The sequence below is a fragment of the Mesorhizobium sp. M8A.F.Ca.ET.021.01.1.1 genome, assembly GCF_003998025.1.
Taxonomy (GTDB): Bacteria; Pseudomonadota; Alphaproteobacteria; order Rhizobiales; family Rhizobiaceae; genus Mesorhizobium.
This window is the reverse complement of sequence record NZ_RZSJ01000040.1, coordinates 1-19,589: the sequence shown is the minus strand read 5'-3', so window position 1 is coordinate 19,589 and position 19,589 is coordinate 1. Positions and strand designations below refer to the sequence as shown.

18 protein-coding genes and 1 pseudogene are annotated in these 19,589 nt (G+C 62.8%); 11 read left to right on the top strand and 8 right to left on the bottom strand.

What is annotated here, in order from left to right; translation table 11 throughout:
• Together EOA36_RS06010 and EOA36_RS06005 are read left to right on the top strand one after the other, a co-directional pair.
• A pseudogene (locus EOA36_RS06010) lies at positions 1-407 on the top strand (3-dehydroquinate synthase); the annotation flags it as partial.
• Position 408: 1 nt separating this feature from the next.
• Entirely contained in the window at positions 409-1,299 is an 891-nt protein-coding gene (locus tag EOA36_RS06005; protein WP_127276021.1) for an HlyC/CorC family transporter, read from the top strand.
• Positions 1,300-1,394: 95 nt separating this feature from the next.
• Here the strand turns inward: EOA36_RS06005 and EOA36_RS06000 are convergent, their stop codons facing one another.
• Genes EOA36_RS06000 through EOA36_RS05990 form a run of 3 tightly spaced genes read right to left on the bottom strand, consistent with a single transcriptional unit; the run spans position 1,395 to position 6,226 of the window.
• Positions 1,395-2,936 (bottom strand): SpoVR family protein, encoded by a 1,542-nt coding sequence (locus tag EOA36_RS06000; RefSeq protein WP_127276020.1) that lies wholly within the window; start codon positions 2,934-2,936, stop codon positions 1,395-1,397.
• Positions 2,937-2,943: 7 nt separating this feature from the next.
• On the bottom strand, positions 2,944-4,257 hold the full coding sequence (locus EOA36_RS05995; RefSeq protein ID WP_127276019.1) for a YeaH/YhbH family protein: 1,314 nt from the start codon (positions 4,255-4,257) through the stop codon (positions 2,944-2,946).
• Between the two features lie 19 nt (positions 4,258-4,276).
• Positions 4,277-6,226 (bottom strand): PrkA family serine protein kinase, encoded by a 1,950-nt coding sequence (locus tag EOA36_RS05990; protein ID WP_127276018.1) that lies wholly within the window; start codon positions 6,224-6,226, stop codon positions 4,277-4,279.
• Between the two features lie 321 nt (positions 6,227-6,547).
• On the opposite strand from EOA36_RS05990, the gene EOA36_RS05985 reads away from it, so the two are divergent.
• Together EOA36_RS05985 and EOA36_RS05980 are read left to right on the top strand one after the other, a co-directional pair.
• The gene (locus tag EOA36_RS05985; protein ID WP_245464260.1) at positions 6,548-7,447 is read left to right on the top strand and encodes an alpha/beta hydrolase; all 900 of its coding nucleotides are present in this window, start codon (positions 6,548-6,550) and stop codon (positions 7,445-7,447) included.
• 15 nt (positions 7,448-7,462) lie between these two features.
• Positions 7,463-9,016 carry an acetolactate synthase large subunit gene (locus EOA36_RS05980; protein WP_127276017.1) on the top strand — a complete coding sequence of 518 codons (1,554 nt, stop codon included), beginning with the start codon at positions 7,463-7,465 and terminating at the stop codon, positions 9,014-9,016.
• Between the two features lie 7 nt (positions 9,017-9,023).
• On the opposite strand, the gene EOA36_RS05975 is transcribed toward EOA36_RS05980, so the two are convergent.
• Positions 9,024-9,326, bottom strand: a complete 303-nt coding sequence (locus EOA36_RS05975) for a BolA family protein (RefSeq protein ID WP_127276016.1) — start codon at positions 9,324-9,326, stop codon at positions 9,024-9,026.
• A 177-nt stretch (positions 9,327-9,503) separates the two neighbouring features.
• Between EOA36_RS05975 and EOA36_RS05970 the strand changes: the two genes are divergently transcribed.
• The 4 genes from EOA36_RS05970 to EOA36_RS05955 all read left to right on the top strand — a co-directional run bounded on the left by EOA36_RS05970 (position 9,504) and on the right by EOA36_RS05955 (position 14,178).
• Positions 9,504-10,133 (top strand): J domain-containing protein, encoded by a 630-nt coding sequence (locus EOA36_RS05970; RefSeq protein ID WP_127276015.1) that lies wholly within the window; start codon positions 9,504-9,506, stop codon positions 10,131-10,133.
• Positions 10,134-10,256: 123 nt separating this feature from the next.
• The gene (gene cobS / locus EOA36_RS05965; RefSeq protein WP_127276014.1) at positions 10,257-11,243 is read left to right on the top strand and encodes a cobaltochelatase subunit CobS; all 987 of its coding nucleotides are present in this window, start codon (positions 10,257-10,259) and stop codon (positions 11,241-11,243) included.
• 11 nt (positions 11,244-11,254) lie between these two features.
• A complete protein-coding gene (gene cobT, locus EOA36_RS05960; RefSeq protein WP_127276013.1) occupies positions 11,255-13,153 on the top strand; it encodes a cobaltochelatase subunit CobT in 1,899 nt (632 codons plus the stop codon).
• Positions 13,150-14,178, top strand: a complete 1,029-nt coding sequence (locus EOA36_RS05955; protein WP_127276012.1) for an esterase-like activity of phytase family protein — start codon at positions 13,150-13,152, stop codon at positions 14,176-14,178. The genes cobT and EOA36_RS05955 overlap by 4 nt, the downstream gene beginning before the upstream one ends.
• Before the next feature lie 380 nt (positions 14,179-14,558).
• Here EOA36_RS05955 and EOA36_RS05945 read toward each other — a convergent pair whose 3' ends face one another.
• From EOA36_RS05945 to rpmB, 3 genes are all read right to left on the bottom strand, one after another.
• Positions 14,559-15,233 (bottom strand): hypothetical protein, encoded by a 675-nt coding sequence (locus EOA36_RS05945; protein WP_127276011.1) that lies wholly within the window; start codon positions 15,231-15,233, stop codon positions 14,559-14,561.
• 3 nt (positions 15,234-15,236) lie between these two features.
• Positions 15,237-15,920, bottom strand: coding sequence for a queuosine precursor transporter (locus EOA36_RS05940; RefSeq protein ID WP_127276010.1), 684 nt, complete (start codon positions 15,918-15,920; stop codon positions 15,237-15,239).
• 180 nt (positions 15,921-16,100) lie between these two features.
• Complete coding sequence (gene rpmB / locus EOA36_RS05935; RefSeq protein WP_010911765.1) at positions 16,101-16,397, bottom strand: 50S ribosomal protein L28; 297 nt, start codon at positions 16,395-16,397, stop codon at positions 16,101-16,103.
• 259 nt (positions 16,398-16,656) lie between these two features.
• Here rpmB and EOA36_RS05930 point away from each other — a divergent pair, with 259 nt between their 5' ends.
• Genes EOA36_RS05930 through EOA36_RS05920 form a run of 3 tightly spaced genes read left to right on the top strand, consistent with a single transcriptional unit; the run spans position 16,657 to position 19,096 of the window.
• On the top strand, positions 16,657-17,445 hold the full coding sequence (locus tag EOA36_RS05930; protein WP_127276009.1) for a DUF3108 domain-containing protein: 789 nt from the start codon (positions 16,657-16,659) through the stop codon (positions 17,443-17,445).
• Between the two features lie 44 nt (positions 17,446-17,489).
• Complete coding sequence (locus EOA36_RS05925) at positions 17,490-18,425, top strand: EamA family transporter (protein WP_127276008.1); 936 nt, start codon at positions 17,490-17,492, stop codon at positions 18,423-18,425.
• Positions 18,422-19,096 carry a lysoplasmalogenase gene (locus tag EOA36_RS05920; RefSeq protein WP_127276007.1) on the top strand — a complete coding sequence of 225 codons (675 nt, stop codon included), beginning with the start codon at positions 18,422-18,424 and terminating at the stop codon, positions 19,094-19,096. The genes EOA36_RS05925 and EOA36_RS05920 overlap by 4 nt, the downstream gene beginning before the upstream one ends.
• On the opposite strand, the gene EOA36_RS05915 is transcribed toward EOA36_RS05920, so the two are convergent.
• Positions 19,093-19,512 (bottom strand): cupin domain-containing protein, encoded by a 420-nt coding sequence (locus tag EOA36_RS05915; protein WP_127276006.1) that lies wholly within the window; start codon positions 19,510-19,512, stop codon positions 19,093-19,095. The two genes, EOA36_RS05920 and EOA36_RS05915, sit on opposite strands and share 4 nt — an antisense overlap.
• Positions 19,513-19,589: the final 77 nt, after the last annotated feature.

Below are 19,589 nucleotides of genomic sequence, written 5' to 3'. Positions count from 1 at the left end.
ACCGCGCCCTGCTCAATCTCGGCCACACCTTCGGACACGCGCTCGAAGCCGCCACGCAGTATGACGGCGCTCGGCTTGTCCATGGCGAGGGGGTCGCCATCGGCATGGCGCTGGCGCACCGGTTCTCGTCGCGGTTCAATCTCGCCAGCCCCGACGATGCGGCCCGCGTCGAGGCGCATCTGCGTGCCGTCGGGCTGCCGTGGCGGATGGCCGATATCCCGGGCCATTTGCCCGATGCGGATACCCTGCTTTCATTCATCACGCAGGACAAGAAGGTGTCGCGCGGCGCGCTGACCTTCATTCTGACGCGCGGCATCGGCCAGGCCTTCATCGCCAAGGATGTACCGGCCTCGGAAGTGCTGTCGTTCCTCAGGGAAAGCCATCCAGCCAGCCGGAAAGCCGGCTGAGATGGACAATGGCTGGATCGTCGTCGCCGTCCTTGCCATCATCGTCCTGCTGGTCGTTGCCGTGCGCAAGCGTCTCCTCGCAATGTTCGGCTACGAACTGTCGCGCATCGAGCCGCAGCGCTCGAGCCAGGACGAATTGCGCGGCGCGGTCGACGATTTCCGCCGTGACGGGCAGGTGGTGCGCGAGGACCGCGACCGCATCGGCGGCCTGTTCGACCTCGAAGAGCTCGAAGTTTCCGACGTCATGGTCCACCGCACGAATATGCGCTCGGTCAACGCCGACAATGCGCCGGAGGCAGTGGTGCGCGAGATCCTGCAGAGCCCGCACACCCGCATGCCGCTCTGGAAAGGCTCGCTCGACAACATCGTCGGCGTGCTGCACGCCAAGGATCTGCTGCGCGCGCTGAACGAAGTCGGCAACGATTTCTCGCAAATCGACGTGATGAAGATCGCCTCAAAACCCTGGTTCGTGCCCGACACCACGACCTTGCAGGAACAGCTCAACGCCTTCCTGCGCCGCAAGGCGCATTTCGCCGTCGTCGTCGACGAATATGGCGAGGTCGAGGGGCTGGTGACGCTGGAGGACATCATCGAGGAGATCGTCGGCGAGATCGCTGACGAGCACGATGTCGACATCCAGGGCGTCAAGCAGGAGGCAGACGGCTCCATCGTGGTCGATGGCACGGTGCCGATCCGCGACCTCAACCGGGCGCTCGACTGGAACCTGCCCGACGAGGAGGCGACCACCATTGCCGGCCTCGTCATCCACGAGGCGCAATCGATCCCCGAGGAGAAGCAGGCTTTTACGTTCCACGGCAAGCGCTTCGTCGTGATGAAGCGCGACAAGAACCGCATTGCCAGGGTCAGGATCCGGCCGGCCGGCGACGCCTGAAGCCTGTCTTTATGCTAGTTGCCCCAAGGCCGCTGCGCACTTTTTGATCGATATGCGCCGGGCCTGAGCCACGGCATCGGTGCAACAACCAAGCCTCATTCCGCGATCTGGCTCGTCGACCGTTCATGGACCGTCAGGCCCGTCTCAGCGTCGACGGCGGCCAGGCTGACCTCATAGCCCCAAAGCCTCCGGATGTGACGAAGCGTGGCGTCGCGGCTGGTGTCCTCAAGATGGATGCCCTGTTTCACCTTGTGCTGCAGTCGCAAATGCCGATCGCCGAGCAGATCGACATCCACCACCTGGATGTCCGGTCGGTTCGCGCCGACGTCGTAGTTGTGAGCGAGCGCGGCGCGTATCTTTTCATAGCCGCGCTCGTTGTGGATCGAGGCGACCTCACAATGCGGCTGGTCGGCAGCGTCGCCGAGCACAAAAAACCGCCATTTCCGGATCAAGGCCGGGCTGAGGTACTGGCGGATAAAGGACTCGTCGCGGTGGTCTGCCCAGGCGTCGAGGAGGACCTCGCGCCAGTTGCCGTGGCCGGCGATGTCGGGAAACCAGTCTCGATCCTCGGCCGTCGGCTTGGTCGAAATGCGCCTGATGTCCTGCATCATGTCGAGGCCGAGAGCGTATGGATTGATGCCCGAAAAACGCGGATCATCGAACGCCGGCTGGAAGACCACGTTGGAATGATTGCGCAGGATTTCGAGCATGGCGCCTTCGCTGATCCGACCGCGGTCGAACAGCGTGTTCATCACGGTGTAGTGCACGAAGGTGGCGCAGCCCTCGTTCATCACCTGTGTTTGCCGTTGCGGATAGAAATATTGCGCTATGACGCGAACGATCCTGATGATCTCGCGCTGCCAGGGCTCCAGGATCGGACTGTTCTTTTCCAGGAAATAAAGGAGGTTTTCTTCGGGCAGGTTGAGCGATTTCTTCCACTCCGGGTCCTGGACCTTGACGTCGGCCCTTTGCTGCGAATGCGGCAGTGTGCGCCACAGATCGTTATAGGAGCGCTCTTCGTATTCGAGACGCTCGCGAAGCCCTTCGCGCAGTCGCTCCGACGACAGCTTCGGCGGCCGCTGATAGCGGAACACGCCCTGTTCCATCAGCGCGTGGGCGGAATCGAGAATGGCCTCGACGGCAGCGAGGCCGTGCCGCTCCTCGCAACGGACAATGTAGCTCTTGGCGAAGTCCAGGTAGCCGAGGATCGCTCCAGCGTCCGTCCACTGCTTGAACAGATGGTTATTCTTGAAGAAATGGTTGTGCCCGAGCGCGGCGTGAGCCGTCACCAAGGCCTGCAGGGCCATGGTGTTCTCCTCCATCAGATAGACGATGCAGGGATTGGAATTGATGACCAGTTCATAGGCAAGTCCGCGCCCGCCTTTGCGATAGAGCAGATCCTGGTGGAGGAAGTGTTTGCCGAAAGACCAATGTCGGTACATCAGCGGCATACCGACTGACGAGTAGGCGTCGAGCATCTGCTGGGAGGAGATGATCTCCATCTGCACGGGATAGATATCGAGATGGAGCTCTTCGATCGCGATCGCCTCGATCACGTCATAGACCCGCGACAATTTCGTAAAATCCCAGTCGGATCCGGAAAAAAGCAGTTCGGAATTGGCGGCTTGTGTAGCCATCGCTCCCTCACGCTCTCTTGAGGAGAGTCGGCTGTCTGCCGAAGAGCTGGCGAAAGACCGGGTAGATATCGGCGGGCGTGGCGATGCGGCTCATCTGGAAGTTCGGCCATTTCAGGTCGATCGCGCTATAGGCACGCCATAGCGATGTCCCGTTCTCGGTCGTGCCGAATATATGGGCTTCGCGCTCGTCGATGATCTCGACATAGGCAAAATACTGGCACAGCCGCATGAGCCTGCCGTCGAGCAGGGCTATGCAGCGCTCGGAATCGGTGATGGAATTGTCTCCGTCCGAGGCCTGGGCGGCATAGATGTTCCATTGGCTGGCCGGATATCGCTGCCCGATGATGCGATGCATTTCCTCGAGCGCGGTGGAAACGACGGTACCGCCGCTTTGCGTGCAGTTGAAGAATGTCTCCTCGTCAACCTCCTGCGCCTCGTGGGTATGGCGGATGAAGACGATTTCGATCCGGTCATAGCGCCGTTTCAAAAACAGGTGCAGCAGCACGAAGAAGCGTTTGGCCAAATCCTTTTCGCGCTCACCCATGGACCCGGACACATCCATCAGACAGAACATGACGGCGTTGGCGTTCGGCACGGGCTGGGGGTCGAAGCGGTTGAATCGAATGTCGACGGGATCGACATAGGCAATTCGCCTGCGCCGCCGCTCCAACCGGTCAAGCTCCTCGCGCAATGTCGCAATGTGCCGGCGCGTCGCCGCGCTGGATCGCATCAACTCGAGCATGGCGATTTCCTCGAGGATCGCGTCCAACTCGCCCTGCTTGGGGCGCCTCAGCGCAATACGCCGTCCGTGACTGTTACGCATCGTGCGCCCAACATTGATGTTGGTGGGTGAACCGGTAGCGGCGAAGCCAGCCCGGCGCGGCTTGAAGGCAAGGATTTCCTTGAGGTTGAGCTTGACCATATCCGGGAGTTCGAGATCCTCGAAAAAAAGATCGAGCACCTCTTCGCGTGACAGCACAAAACGAAAGTCGTCTTCAGACACGGTGTTTCCCGGGGACGACGCCCCGGCGCCGCCGCCCTGGCCGGGCTTGGGGATCAAATCTCCAGGAGAGAAATGCCTGTTGCCCGGCAGGATGTACTGGCGCCTGCCGCTGTTCCTGGCGTTGTTGAAGGTCGGCTCGCCCGTGCCTCTGTCGGGCATGGGCACTGCGTGCTCGGCATCCACGTCGGCGATCCTGCCGATGCGGATCTGATCGCGCAGGCTTCGCTTGAGTTCTTCCCGAGCGCGCCTGAGGAACCGCTGGCGATTGCCCAGGCTCTTGTCCTTCGGATTCAGGCGGCGGTCGATGAAAATAGGCATGGAACCATTCGGGCCTCTCTTAACCCGCCTTGTTCACCCGCATGTACCAGTCGACAAGCCGGCGCACCTGCCGCTCGGTGTAGCCGCGTTCCACCATGCGCTGCACGAATTCATTGTGCCGCTTTTCCGTGACGCTGTCCTGCTTGGAGCCGAAACTGATCACCGGCAAGAGGTCTTCGACCTGGCCGAACATCCGCTTCTCGATGACCTCGCGAAGTTTCTCATAACCTGTCCAGGACGGGTTGCGGCCGTGGTTTCGCGCCCGGGCACGCAGCGTGAATTTGACCACTTCATTGCGGAAGTCCTTGGGATTGGCGATGCCGGCCGGTTTCTCGACCTGCGACAATTCCTTGTCCAATACCTCGCGATTGAGAATCTGGCCCGTGTCGGGATCCTTGTAGTCCTGGTCCTCAATCCAGGCATCGGCATAGGCGATGTAGCGGTCGAAGAGGTTCTGGCCATATTCGCTGTATGATTCCAGATAGGCTTTCTGAATCTCGTGGCCGATGAACTCGGCATAGCGCGTTGCCAGTTCCGACTTGATAAAGTCGAGATAGGCGCCTTCCGTTTCCTTTGGAAACTGCTCGCGCTTGATCGCCTCTTCCAGGATGTACATCAGGTGCACGGGATCGGCAGCCACCTCCTTGGTGTCGTAGTTGAATGTCTGGGACAAGATCTTGAAGGCGAAGCGTGTGCTTACGCCGGTCATGCCTTCGTCGACGCCGGCGGCATCGCGATATTCCTGGACCGACTTCGCCTTGGGATCGACTTCCTTGAGGTTCTCACCGTCATAGGCGCGCATCTTGGTGTAGAGCGGCGAATTGTCGTGCTCGGCAAGGCGGGTCGAGACCGTGAATCGGCTGAGAATGTCCATCACTTCAGGTGCGCAGGGGCTTGCGGCCAGGTCGCTCTCGCGCAGCAGCTTTTCATAGATCTGCCGCTCTTCGGTGATCCGCAGGCAATACGGTACCTTGACCACGAGGATGCGGTCGAGAAAGGCCTCGTTGTTCTTGTTGTTTTTGAACTGTTGCCATTCCGATTCGTTGGAATGGGCAATGATGATGCCCTGGTATGGAAAGGCGCCGAAATTCTCGGTACCGTTGTAGCTGCCTTCCTGGGTCGCCGTCAGCAACGGATGCAGGACCTTGATGGGTGCCTTGAACATCTCGACGAATTCGAGCAGGCCCTGCGTGGTCCGGTTCAGTCCGCCGCTGTAGGAATAGGCGTCCGGGTCGGATTGGCTGAAATTTTCCAGCTGTCTGATGTCGACCTTGCCGACCAGGGCCGAGACATCCTGATTGTTTTCGTCGCCAGGCTCTGTCTTGGCAATGCCGATCTGGCGCAGCCGGGAAGGCATCAACTTGACCACGCTGAATTTGGAAATGTCGCCGGACAGTTCGTCGAGTCGCTTGGCCGCCCATGGCGAGATGAGCCCATGCAGCCGGCGTCGGGCTATGCCGTATTTATCCTCCAGCAGGTCGCCCATGCGATCGGGGTTGAAAAGGCCAAGTGGCGATTCGAAAACCGGGCTGATCTGGTTGCCGACCTTCAGCGTGTAGATCGGGCGCTGTTCCATCAATTTCTTCAGCCGTTCGGCCAGGGAGGATTTGCCGCCGCCGACAGGGCCGAGGAGGTAGAGGATTTGCTTGCGCTCCTCGAGTCCCTGGGAGGCATAGCGAAAATAGCCGGCGATACGCTCGATCGTTTCCTCCATGCCGTAGAAGTCGGAGAAGGAGGGATAGATTTTAAGGGTGCGGTTCGAAAAGATGCGGCCGAGCCGTTCGTCCTTGCTGGTGTCGACCAGGTCGGGTTCGCCGATCGCCTCGACCATCCGTTCAGGCGCCGAGGCATACATTGATTTGTCCTCTCGGCAGGCAAGGAGATACTGCTGGAGGCTGGTTTCTTCCTGGGCGGCGTTGGCATAAATCTCCGAAAAAAGGTCGAAGACGTCGGACTGATTGTCGCGCATAGTGCTTTGCCCTCAGAGCCGTGCTGGCTACCTAATGGCTCATCACATATTCAACTGCCGGAACGCATGGTGGTTCCCTTTATTAGGAGCGCGCGTGCATTTGGCATCGAAACCCGAGACGCCAGCCATCTGGCCGAAATGCTTACCCAATACTTAGGTGGTGATGGCCAGACGAGGTCGTCAAGGGGCAGATATTGATTTCGTGATCTGCACGGTATTGAAGCGCGTTGATGCGGCCTGAGGCGGCGAGAGTTGCGACCCGGTTCTGGACGCGCGTAGCGCCCGCGAGCACTGTTGGACCTGCACAGCCGGGAGACTACGATGATCGATCGACGAAACCTCATCCTGACCTCCCTGGCGGCGATGCTGCCCTTGGAAGCATGGACCGTGCCGCGCCAGCCCGCGCCAGAAACGTTTGACTACGGACCGGCTCGACTCGACCTTTATGCACCGGAGGACGCAAGCGGGCTGCCGGTGGTGTTTTTCGTTCATGGCGGCGCCTGGCGGCTCGGCAAACGCAGCCAGGTGGGCGCCAAGCCGGCCTTCCTGCTTGCCAGCCGCTTCTGCTTCGTCTCCATCGACTACCGTATGCTGCCGCAGGCCGATGTCGCCACCCAGGCGGGCGACGTCGAGAAGGCCTATGCCTATGTCAGGGCCAACATCGCCCGGCATGGTGGCGACCCCAACCGCATCGTCGGCATGGGCCATTCGGCCGGCTGCCACCTGATTGCCCTGACCGGCATGCGCGGTGGATTGCCCGGCGTCGCCGGGCTGCTTCTCGATGATACCCGGGCCTATGATCTCGCCGCGCTCGCCGAAAATGGCGGCATGGTGCGGGCCTATGCGCGCGTGTTTTCCGATGCTTCGCAATGGGCGGCGCTTTCGCCGGCGAGCTATGTGGACGGCCGCAAGCATCCGCCGACCTTCATCGCCTATTCTCGTGCCGACGGTCGCGGCGAGCAGTCCACGACCTTTGCCGAGCGCCTGCGCGCCACAGGCACCGAGGTGACGCTTCGATGGCAGCGCGTATACGCATATGTCGATCAACCGCGATTTCGGCAGGGATGGCGATGCGCTGACCGCCGCCGCGCTGACGTTCCTGAAATCGGTGGTCGGTTGACTCAGCCGATTGTCGCTCGCCCATTCTGTGGCTGGATCATGCCAAAAGCGTCGGCGGAATATTGCGGCGCGGACATGCGCGGGTGCAATTGCTCTTCGTGAACGGAGAAAATTTGCATGAATGGCGCCGATGTCCTGTGCGACGTGCTGCTGGCCAATGATGTTACGGTGTGCTTCGCCAACCCCGGCACATCCGAAATGCATTTCGTCGCCGCGCTCGACCGCAAGCCGCGGATGCGTTGTGTGCTTGGCCTGTTCGAGGGCGTGGTGACCGGTGCGGCCGACGGCTATGCGCGCATGACCGACCGCCCCGCAGCGACGCTGCTGCATACCGGGCCGGGGCTGGCCAACGGTCTTGCCAACATGCACAACGCAAGGCGCGCCAGGAGCCCGATGATCAACATCGTCGGCGACCATGCCTCATACCATCTGCCGCTCGACGCGCCCCTGACCAGCGATATCGAAGGCCTGGCGGCGCCGATGTCCAACTGGGTGCGCCGCATCGAAGGGCCTGCCGATGTCCAGCCGGCCACGGAGGCGGCCTTTCGCGCCTCGCTGACGCCGCCGGGCGTCACGACGCTGATCCTGCCGGCGGACGCGGCCTGGGGGGAGGCTGACGCGGTTTCGCCCGGCAAGGTTGTCCTTTCACCGCCGCCGGTGGTTGACGTGGATGCGGTGCGTCAGGTTGCCGCGGCGATCCGCTCCGCGCCCGGCCGTGTTGGCATGATCGTTCGCGGGCGGGCGGCGCGCGCCGATGCGCTCGAGATCGCCGGCCAGATTTCGGCGGCCTGCGATGTCAGGCTGTTCAGCGAGGTCCTGATCGCCAGGATGCAGCGCGGGCGCGGACGTGTCGCGCCGACGCGCATCCCCTATCCGGTCGACGCGGCGACGGCAGCGCTCAGGGATATCGATGTCCTGGTGCTGGTCGGCGGAAAGGAGCCGGTCGCCTTCTTTGCCTATCCGGGAAAGCCGGGACGGCTTGTCCGTGACGACTGCCAGGTGCTGACGCTCGCCGGCCACGGCCAGGACCTGCATGCGGCGCTGGAAGCGCTTCGCGGTGAACTTGGCGTCAAGCCGTCGCAACGGACGGTGGTTGCCAGCGCCTTTCCCGACGAGGCGACGCCGAACGGCCCGCTGACGGAAGACGCCATCGCACTGTCTGTCGCGAGAAAGCTGCCGGCCGACGCGATCGTCTGCGACGAGGCCGTCACCTCGGCGCGGCGCTTCTTCGCGCTGTCGGCCTTTGCCGCGCCGCACGATTACATGATGGGCACGGGCGGGTCGATCGGCGGCGGCATCCCGCTGGCGACGGGTGCGGCGATCGCCTGTCCCGGCCGCAAGGTGATCAATCTCGAGGCCGACGGCAGCGGCATGTACACGGTGCAGGGCCTGTGGACGCAGGCGCGGGAACGTCTCGACGTGGTGACGATTGTCTTTTCCAACCGTACCTACGCGATCCTGCATGGCGAGATGAAGAATGTCGGCGTGAATGCGATCGGCGAGAATGCGCGGCGCATGCTCGATCTCGATCATCCGGCGCTGGACTGGGTTTCGCTGGCCAAAGGCATGGGCGTGGAGGCTGCGCGTGCGGATACCTGCGAGCGGTTCGACGCGCTGCTCGCCGCTGCCTTGTCTCGCCCGGGGCCGTTTCTGATCGAAGCGGTAATCTGACCGGTTCTTACCAGCGCGTCTGTTCGCCCGGCGCCGCCGGCTCGATCGCCAGCGCGTGCACGCCGGCCTTCAACTCGTCGGCCAGCAGTTCGTTGACGGCGCGGTGACGGTCGATGCGGCTCATGCCGGCGAAATTCGGCGAGACGATGCGGACACGGAAATGCGTCTCGCCGGTGCCGTCGAACTCGGCGTGGTGGCCGGATTCCACGTGATGATGGCCGGCGTGCAGATGGCTTTCGTTGAGGATGACCAGCCGGTCCGGCGAAAATGCCTTGTTGAGCTTGTCTTCCATGGTCGCCTGTATGGACATCGTTTTCTCCCTTCACCACATATGGTTGGCGCTGCCGTGAAAACCGGAAATCGGTCTCACCAGGCCGCTGGCGCGCAACAAAATCAGTCATTCGCCTGCTTTAAGCCGCGATTCAGCGGTTAGGGCGATGATCGCGAAAATGTCAATTCTTGTTTCGCATCTGCGAACGCCCCATAAATGGGTGAGATGAAGCCGTATCCCAAATATTTCGAGAAGATTCGCGTTCGCCCCGACAAGGACGCGGAGGTGAAGTCGCACGCGCCGATCTGCCAGTGGGATGGCTGCAAGGAGGCGGGCACACATCGCGCGCCGGTCGGGCGCATGAAGGAGGGCGAGTATTTCCGCTTCTGCTTCGACCACGTGCGCGAGTACAACAAGGGCTTCAACTACTTCTCCGGCGTGCCGGACACCGAGGTCGCGCGCTTCCAGAAGGAAGCCATGACCGGCCACCGGCCGACCTGGAAGATGGGCGTCAACGGCGCCTCGACACGCTCCTCGCCCGATATGGCGCAGATGCGCTCCGGCCGCGCCGGCTACTACAACCGCATGCGCGACCCGTTCGACCTGTTCAAGGGGCCGAAGGATCCGCGCGAGGCGCGCGAGCGCAAGGCGAAGCCCCTTGAGGCCAAGGCGCTGGAAACGCTTGGCCTTGATACAAAGGCGACTGGCAAGGACATCAAGGCGCGCTATAAGGAACTGGTGAAGCGTCACCATCCGGATGCGAATGGCGGCGACAGAGGTTCGGAAGACCGGTTCCGCGATGTGCTTCAGGCCTATCGCGTGCTCAAACAGGCAGGCCTGTGCTGAGCGACCCTATGGTTTGTGTCGTTTTCCAACTTTCATAAGGTTGGAAAAGGCTTTAAGACCGCCCCCGAACAAAATCGATTGCCGGCGAAACGCGACGTTTCGCTTGTGGAGACGTTGAGAGATATGAACAAGGTCGATCGCGATATCGCCAACCTGCCCGACACGACGGTGTCGGTGAAGGAGAAATTCGGCTTCGAGTCCAAGATGGTGGTGCCGGCCTATTCGGTGACATCAGAGCATGTGCCCGACATTGATCCCGACTATCTGTTCGACAAGGCGACGACCTTGGCGATCCTCGCCGGCTTTGCCTACAACCGCCGCGTCATGGTGTCGGGCTATCACGGCACCGGCAAGTCGACCCATATCGAACAGGTTGCCGCCCGCCTCAACTGGCCTTGCGTGCGCGTCAACCTCGACAGCCATGTCAGCCGTATCGACCTCGTCGGCAAGGACGCGATCGTGGTCAAGGACGGCTTGCAGATCACCGAATTCCGCGACGGCATCCTGCCCTGGGCCTATCAGCACAATGTGGCGCTGTGCTTCGACGAATACGATGCCGGCCGTCCCGACGTAATGTTCGTCATCCAGCGCGTGCTGGAATCGTCCGGCCGCCTGACGCTGCTCGACCAGAGCCGGGTTATCCGCCCGCATCCGGCGTTCCGGCTGTTCTCGACCGCCAACACGGTCGGTCTGGGCGACACCACCGGCCTCTATCACGGCACCCAGCAGATCAACCAGGCGCAGATGGACCGCTGGTCGATCGTCACCACGCTGAACTATCTGCCGCATGACAATGAAGTGAACATCGTGCTGGCCAAGGCCAAGCACTATCGCGACACCAAGGGCAAGGACATCGTCAACAAGATGGTGCGCGTCGCCGACATGACGCGCTCGGCCTTTATCAATGGCGACCTGTCGACGGTGATGAGCCCGCGTACCGTCATCACCTGGGCCGAGAATGCCGAGATCTTCGGCGATGTCGGCATGGCGTTCCGGCTGACCTTCCTCAACAAGTGCGACGAGCTGGAACGCTCGGTGGTTGCCGAGTTCTACCAGCGCGCCTTCGGCCAGGATCTGCCCGAGAGCGCGGCCAACGTGGTGCTGGGCTAAGCAGAGCGTCGATGGCGGGTCCGGGCGACAATACGCGCAACAAGTCGAAGACGGGGTCTGAAGCCGATAGCTTCAAGCGCGCCGTCACCGTCTGCATGCGCGCCATCGCCGGCGATAAGGAGATGGAAGTCGGCTTCGCCAAGGACAGGCCGGCGCTGGCCGGTAGCCGCGCGCGGCTGCCTGAACTGCCCAAGAAGGCATCGAAGACCGACATCGCGATCGCCCGCGGGCTCGGCGATTCCATGGCGCTGAAGGGCGCCTGCCACGACGTGCGCATCCACAGCAAGCTGGCGCCCGAAGGCAAGGCTGCCCGCGCCATCTACGATGCGGTCGAGCAGGCCCGCGTCGAGGCGATCGGCAGCCGCGCCATGCAAGGCGTCGCCGACAATATCGGCTCGATGCTGGAGGACAAATACGCCAAGGCCAACCTCGTCGACGTCAAGGACAAGGCCGACGCGCCCATCGAGGAGGCGCTGGCGCTGATGGTGCGCGAAAAGCTGACCGGCCGGCCGGTGCCGAAGAACGGCGAGCGGCTGGTCGAACTCTGGCGGCCGTGGGTCGAGGAGAAGGCAAAGGCGGACCTCGACGGCCTGTCGGAAAAGCTCGAGGACCAGCAGGCCTTCGCCCGCGTCGTGCGCGAGATGCTCGCCTCCATGGAAATGGCCGAGGAACTCGGCGACGACCAGGAGACCGAAGACTCCGAGGACAATGACGACAACCAGCCGCAAGGCGAGGAACAGAGCGAGGAGGGCGGCGAAGACGATTCCGGCTCCGAGCAGTCGCAATCCGAGGACGCCGAGGCATCGGCGGACGACGAGCAGTCGGCGGAGACCGAAGCCTCCGACGCGACGGCCGACGATCTGTCGGATGACGACGATGCCGATGCCGAAACCCCCGGCGAGGCGCGCCGCAACGACAATCCCTTCACCAATCTGCCGAAGGAAATCGACTACAAGGTCTACACGTCAGCTTTCGACGAGACGGTCGGCGCCGAGGAGCTCTGCGAAGAGGAAGAGCTCGACCGGCTGCGCGCCTTCCTCGACAAGCAGCTCGCCAACCTGTCGGGCGTCGTCGGACGGCTCGCCAACCGGCTGCAGCGCCGCCTGATGGCGCAGCAGAACCGGTCCTGGGACTTCGACCTGGAAGAGGGCTATCTCGACCCGGCGCGGCTGGTGCGCGTGGTCATCGATCCGATGCAGCCGCTGTCGTTCAAGCAGGAGCGCGACACCAAATTCCGTGACACGGTGGTGACGCTGGTGCTCGACAATTCCGGTTCGATGCGCGGCCGGCCGATCACGGTCGCCGCCACCTGCGCCGACATTCTGGCGCGCACGCTGGAGCGCTGCGGCGTGTCGGTCGAGATCCTCGGCTTCACCACGCGGGCCTGGAAGGGTGGGCAGGCGCGCGAGAAATGGCTGAAGGACGGCAAGCCGCCGAACCCCGGTCGGCTCAACGACCTGCGCCATATCATCTACAAGTCGGCCGACCACCCGTGGCGGCGGGCGCGGCGCAATCTCGGCCTGATGATGCGCGAAGGCCTGCTCAAGGAAAACATCGACGGCGAGGCGCTCTTGTGGGCGCACAACCGGCTGATTGCCCGGCCCGAACAGCGCAAGATCCTGATGATGATCTCGGACGGCGCGCCCGTCGACGATTCGACGCTGTCGGTCAATCCGGGCAATTATCTCGAACGCCATCTGCGCGCCGTCATCGAACTGATCGAGACGCGTTCGCCGGTGGAGTTGCTGGCCATCGGCATCGGCCATGACGTCACGCGCTATTACAGGCGCGCCGTCACCATCGTCGATGCCGAGGAACTGGCCGGCGCCATGACCGAGCAACTGGCTTCGCTGTTTGCCGAGGAAAGCGCGAAGGATACGCGTCGCGGCGGCATGCGGCGCGCCGGATGATCTTTTTCCGAGGCGGGTTTCGGCACACGCTTTTCGCCGCCTTCGCCTTGCTTGCCGGCATGGCTTCGGCGCCAGCCGGTTCGGCCGACCCGGCTCCGGTTGAGCCTGTCGCGGTCTCGGCCCGCCCGATCACCGAATTCCATATTGGCCGTACCGACAAGCAGTTTGGCCAGCTCGAATTCGTCGGCGGGCTGGAAATGACCTCGCCATCACGTGATTTCGGGGCGCTGTCGGCCTTCCGGTTTCTGAAAGCCGGCAGTGATTTCATCGGCGTGGCCGACACCGGTTACTGGTTCTTCGGCTCGGTGGCCCGCGACGCTGACAGGCGGCCCGTTGGCATCCAGAATTTTCGCATGCAGCAGATGGTCGACCAGAACGGCCAGCCGATCGACGAAAAATGGGAAGTCGACGCCGAGGGCCTTGCGGTCAAGGACGGCATCGCCACCGTTGGTTTCGAGCGCAACCATCGCGTCGCCCAGTTCAGGATTGACCAAGACAATATGAAGGGGTCGTTCCGGCAGTTGGATTTCCTGGTGCCGGCGCGGGAGCTGCGGCAGAATCGCGGCTTCGAGACCGTCACCCATGCCAATGCCAACGGCCAGCATCAGGGCGGCCTGGTCGTGGTCTCGGAGAAGAGCCTCGACAAGGCCGGCAATATCTACGCCGCCATCATCGAAGGCCCGCACAAGGGCGTCTTCACCGTCAAGCGCAACGACGATTTCGACATCACCGATGGCGCCTTCCTGCCGGATGGCGATCTTTTGCTGCTGGAGCGCAGTTTCACCATGGCGGGCGGCCTCAAGATGCGGCTGCGGCGCATTTATGGAGAGAGCGTCGAGAAGGGCGCCGTCGCCGATGGGCCGGTGCTGCTGCAGGCCGACATGGGCTACCAGATCGACAATATGGAAGGTCTTGACGTCTGGACCCGCGATGACGGCGCGCTGATGGTGTCGCTGATCTCCGACGATAACCACTCGATCCTGCAGCGCAATCTCTACCTGGAATTCATCCTGCACCAGGATTGATGAGCGGCAGCCCCAACGATCTGAAGCTGAGTGTATTCAACACCGGCTTCACCACCGGACCTACGCTCACCCGCTCGCCGACTGGATTGCCGAACGCCGCATACCGCGGAACGCCATCATACCGACCAGGGCGCCTTCTTCGACGGTGTCGTTCCGCCAAGGAGCGGGAGGAGGGGACACGCGGGCTCCTGGAGGCCCTTGCCGCCGAGCTCCAGAAGTCGAACTAGGGCAATTCCAGGAAAAGTGCGTAGCGGTTTTCCGTCCGGAATTGCGTAAAAACAAGAAGTTAGAGCGGTCAAAGATTCTATCAAACTCTGAATCGCCCTAAGTCCCGCTGAACATCGCCTGAGGCGGACCCGCTGGCCGACCTTACGTCAGGATCATCGGCCGTTGGTGGCGATCCAGATGACATGGCGCGCGCCGCGCTTGCCGTTGGCGCGCGTGTTGACCTCCTCAAAGGCGAAGCCGGCCTGTTTCAGCCGCCGCGTGAAGCCGGCATCCGGGCCTTGCGACCACACCGCCAGCACGCCGCCCGGCTTGAGGGCGCTACGCGCGTCGCCGAGCCCTGCCAGGCTGTAGAGAGCGTCATTGCCCTTGTGGACGATGCCTTCGGGGCCATTGTCGACGTCGAGCAGGATCGCGTCCCAGGCTGCGGGCTCGGACCGTATCAACTTGCCGACATCGGCCTCGCGGATGGTGACGCGGGAATCGTCGAGCGAGCCGGCGAAAATCTCGGCCATCGGGCCGCGCGCCCAGGCGACGACGGCCGGCACCAGTTCCGCGACAACGATCTCGGCATTGTTGCCCAGTTCGGCGAGAGCAGCGCGCAGCGTAAAACCCATGCCAAGTCCGCCGATCAGCACCCTCGGCTGCCGATGGCCCGCGATCTTCTGGCAGGACAGTCTCGCCAGCGCCTCCTCGGAGCCGCTCAGCCGGCTGTTCATCAACTCGTTGGTGCCGAGCATGATCGAGAATTCGGAACCGCGCCGTTTCAGCCGCAGTTCCTGTTGGCCATCAGGCGTTTTCGCGGAGTCCAGCTGGATCCAGGGAATCACGACTTAGGCCGCGGCAACGGCCAGCTGGCTCCAGCGGGCGGCGAGCAGCCGGTAGGGGATCAGTGCCACGACAGCGATGATCAGTTTCACGCTGAGGTCGCCGAGCGCCCAGGACACCCAACGCATGGCCTCGACATGAAACACGCCCATCAACGGGGCGCTCTCGAGAGCAAAACTGTCGCTTGGGCCGGCGAAGGCAAAGGCGGCCGAAAAGGCCACGCCGAAGAACACGAGTGTGTCGAACACCGATCCGACCAGCGTGCCGACGATCGGCGCCCGCCACCAGCTCTGCCGGCGCAGCCGGTTGAACACGGTGACGTCGAGCAATTGCGCGGTCAGGAAGGCAGCGCCCGAAGCGGCCGCGATACGCACCAGCCGGTCGGCCGACGTCTCGAATTCGATGAAGCCATGGCGAAACAGGAAGGGCGGGATCAGGATCGAGCACACCACTGCCGTCATGAAGCCGACAAAGACGATGCGGCGCGCCACGGCAGGTCCGTAGCGCCGGTTGGCAAGGTCGGTGACCAGGAAGGAGAAGGGGTAGGTGAACGCGCCCCAGGTCAAAACGTCGGCGAGCGACAGGCCGCCAATCTGGCCCTGCATGGGAAACTGCACGAGGATGTTCGACGCCACGACGACAAGCGCCATGGCGGCCACGAAAGGCAGGTATCGCGAAAAAGAAGACATTTTTTTATCCTGGGTAATGGAACCAGCGGAGCATCATGCCGATCGGGCGGTGCCCGCTTCGCAGTTGGGCATCGGATTGTCGAGCCTTGCGGATCTATCCGATGCTCAGTGGCCAACAAAAGATTGGCCAGAGGCCAACAAGAGGTTGGCCGGGGCGGTCGTCCCCCGCCTTATCTGATGTTACGCAGCGACCTGCTCGGCGAGCTTCTTGGCGATCTGCTTCTTCAGCAGGCGCGCGCGCTGCGACAGTTCCTTGACGTCGGCCTTGGCCAGGAAAGCGTCGAGACCGCCACGATGTTCGACCGAACGCAGCGCGTTGGCTGAGATGCGCAGGCGCACGTTCTGGTTCAGCGCTTCCGAAATCAGCGTCACATTGACGAGGTTCGGCAGGAAGCGACGCTTGGTCTTGTTGTTGGCGTGGCTCACATTGTTGCCGGTCTGGACTGCTTTGGCAGTGAGTTCGCAGGTGCGGGACATGGGTTCTAACCTTCAGTTCTTTCGTGACCTGCCAAACCTTTGTGCCCACGCCGGGTGGCGCGCGGTTCTGGTCAGGCGGCCTTATGGAAAAAGTTGGCGTTCCATAGTTGCATTTCACCGGGGCGTCAAGCTCCGGCTTCGCCACGGAACCGCCCGGCATTTCATATTAAGGCCGGATTTCCCCCTATAAGCGGTCTCATAGGGACATGCCAGACCGGAGTCGCCCGCCTCCGGCCCAAAATCAAGGATCCGATCCGCCATGCCTCGTTTGTCTCACGCGCTCGTCACCGCGCTTGCCATCGCCTTGCCGTCCGCCGCGTCGGCTGCGTCGCCGCAATCCTTCAAGGGCGAATACACGGTGTCGTTCCTGGGGCTCTCGATCGCGAGATCGACTTTCTCCAGCAGCTATCAGAGTGGCGTTTATGCGATCAATGGCACCGTCTCCGCAGCGGGTCTGGCCAAGCTGTTCGACGACACGCGTGGCACAATCTCGTCCAAGGGTACGATCTCCGGGCAGAAAATGGTGCCGCAGGCATTCCGTGCCGATTACACTTCCGGCAAGAAGGCATCCTCGATCGACATTCGCTTTGCCAATGGCAACGTGGCGTCGACGCAGGTCATCCCCGCGCCGGGCAAGCGCGACCCCAAGGCCTGGGTACCGCTCGGTGCCGGCGATCTGGCATCGGTACTCGATCCGATGGCCGCCACCGTCATCCATGCCGACAGCCCCGACCAGGTCTGCGGCCGCAAGGTCAAGTTCTATGATGGTGAGATGCGCGCCGACCTGACGCTGACCTACGCCTCGAAAGGAACGATCTCGGTGCCGGGCTACAAGGGCGACACAGTCACCTGCCAGATGGGTTTCGAGCCGGTGGCAGGCTACCGCAAGGGCCGCAAGGCGCTCAATTATCTCAAGAGCAAGAGCCGCATGATGGTGACGTTTGCACCGCTTGGCCAAACCGGCGTATATGCGCCGATCCACGCTACGGTCGGAACGCAGATCGGCACCTTGACCATCAGCGCCGGACGTTTCGAAGCGGTACAATAAGGCAGGCCACCGGGGACAGAATGGGGCGCGCCACTGGAGACAAAATGGGGCGCGCAACACTGATCGGCTTTTCGGCGGTCGCCATGTGGGCGTTGCTGGCGTTGCTGACGGACGCATCCGGCAAGGTGCCGCCATTCCTGTTGTCGGCGATCACCTTCTCGATCGGCACCGGGGTCGGGCTAGTCGCACGGCTGTTCATGCCGGCTGCCGACAGGGGCCAGAAAATCCCACCCCAGGTGTGGGTGATCGGCATTGCCGGCCTGTTCGGCTACCACTTCTTCTACTTCACCGCGCTGCGCAACGCGCCGGCGGTGGAGGCGAGCCTGATTGCTTATCTCTGGCCACTGCTGATCGTGCTCGGCTCGGCGCTGATGCCGGGCGAAAAACTGGCGTGGCACCATGTCGTCGGCGCGCTGCTCGGCCTTGCCGGCACCGTGCTGATCGTCACCAAGGGTGGCGGCCTGGCCTTCGATGGTCGCTATACCTTCGGCTATGCCATGGCCGCCGTCTGCGCCTTGCTATGGTCGTCCTATTCACTGCTGTCGCGACGTTTCCCGTCGGTGCCGACCAGCATCGTCACCTGGTTCTGCGCGGCAACCGCCGTGCTGTCGCTCGCCTGCCACCTGGCGCTCGAGGAAACAGTGCTGCCGGTCGGCGCCGGCCAGTGGCTGGCCGTGCTCGGCCTTGGCCTGATGCCGGTGGGCGCGGCCTTCTATGCCTGGGACATCGGCGTCAAGCGCGGCAACATCCAGGTGTTGGGTGCGGTAAGCTACGCGGCGCCGCTTTTGTCGACGCTGGTGCTGATCGCGGCCGGCGTCGCCGAGCCTTCGTTGCGCATTCTGGCCGCCTGCGTGCTCATCACCGGCGGCGCGGCGCTGGCGGCAAAGTCGCTGTTTCTGCGCAAGTCCATTGCTATCGAGAGCGGAGCCGGGGCATCCGAAGGTGGAGCCCGGGCATCCGAAGACGGAGCCAGGGCATGACGATGCCGTTTGCCGGCGGCATCGACGCCAACGCCAATGCAACGCTGATCTTTTCGATGGTGGCGGCGGTGATCTATGCCTTCACATCAGGCATGCCGCCGACGCTGGCCCGCTCGGCGGCAAAGACGCTCTCTGTGGCCATGCTCGCCGCACTCGCCGCAATGCAGGGCGGCGCGCTGCTGCTGGTTGCCGCCCTTACGCTGAGCGCGATCGGCGACGCCTTCCTGTCGCGCGACGGGGAAAGGGCATTTCTCGGCGGGCTGGCGAGCTTTCTCGTCGCCCACATCGTCTATGTCGCGCTGTTGCTGCGTAGCGGTGGCGGATTGGAGTTGCTTTCCGCCGAATCCTGGCGGGGCGCGATTGCACTGGCCATGGCGGTGTTCGCGATCGTGATGCTGGCAGCGCTCTGGCGCCGTGTCGGCCCCGGCCTGCGTATCCCGATCGCCGTCTATGTCCTTGCGATCCTGGCGATGGGCATGTCGGCGCTGACGACAAACAGTATCTGGGTGATCGGCGGCGCCGTGCTGTTCATGGCATCGGACGGGCTACTTGCCACGGAGAAATTCCTGGTAGCCGCCATCTCGCCGCATCGCGCCTGGATGCGCCTCGCAGTCTGGGTGCTGTACTACGCCGCCCAGCTCGCCATTACCCTGGGTTTCCTGCTGGGTTAGGGCTGCCAGCCCGGCTCGGCCAGTTCGAAGGCGGCGAAATCGAAACCCGGCGCGACGGTACAGCCGACCAGCGTCCACTCGCCCAGACTGCGCGCCGATTGCCACCAGCCTGCCGGCACGACGATTTGCGGCCTTTCGCCCGCCGCGAGGTCGATGCCGAGAACCTGCTCGATAACGGCGCCGCCTTCTTCACACATCGACAGCGCCAACGGCGCGCCGGCATGGAAATGCCAGACCTCGGCGGCATCCCTGACCCGATGCCAGGCTGAAAGCTGGTGCCGTTCCAGCAGAAAATAGATTGCGGTCGAATGGCCGCGCGCACCGCCGGCCTCGTCGCGAAAGGTTTCGGCATACCAGCCGCCTTCCGGATGCGGCTTCAGTGCGAACGTTGCTATGATTTGCGCGGAACTGGTCATCGGCAGGAAGCTCGCATGGCGCTCAGAAATTGTCCTTGCGCTTGCGGATCTCGGCGAAGACCTCGGCATCCCCGGCC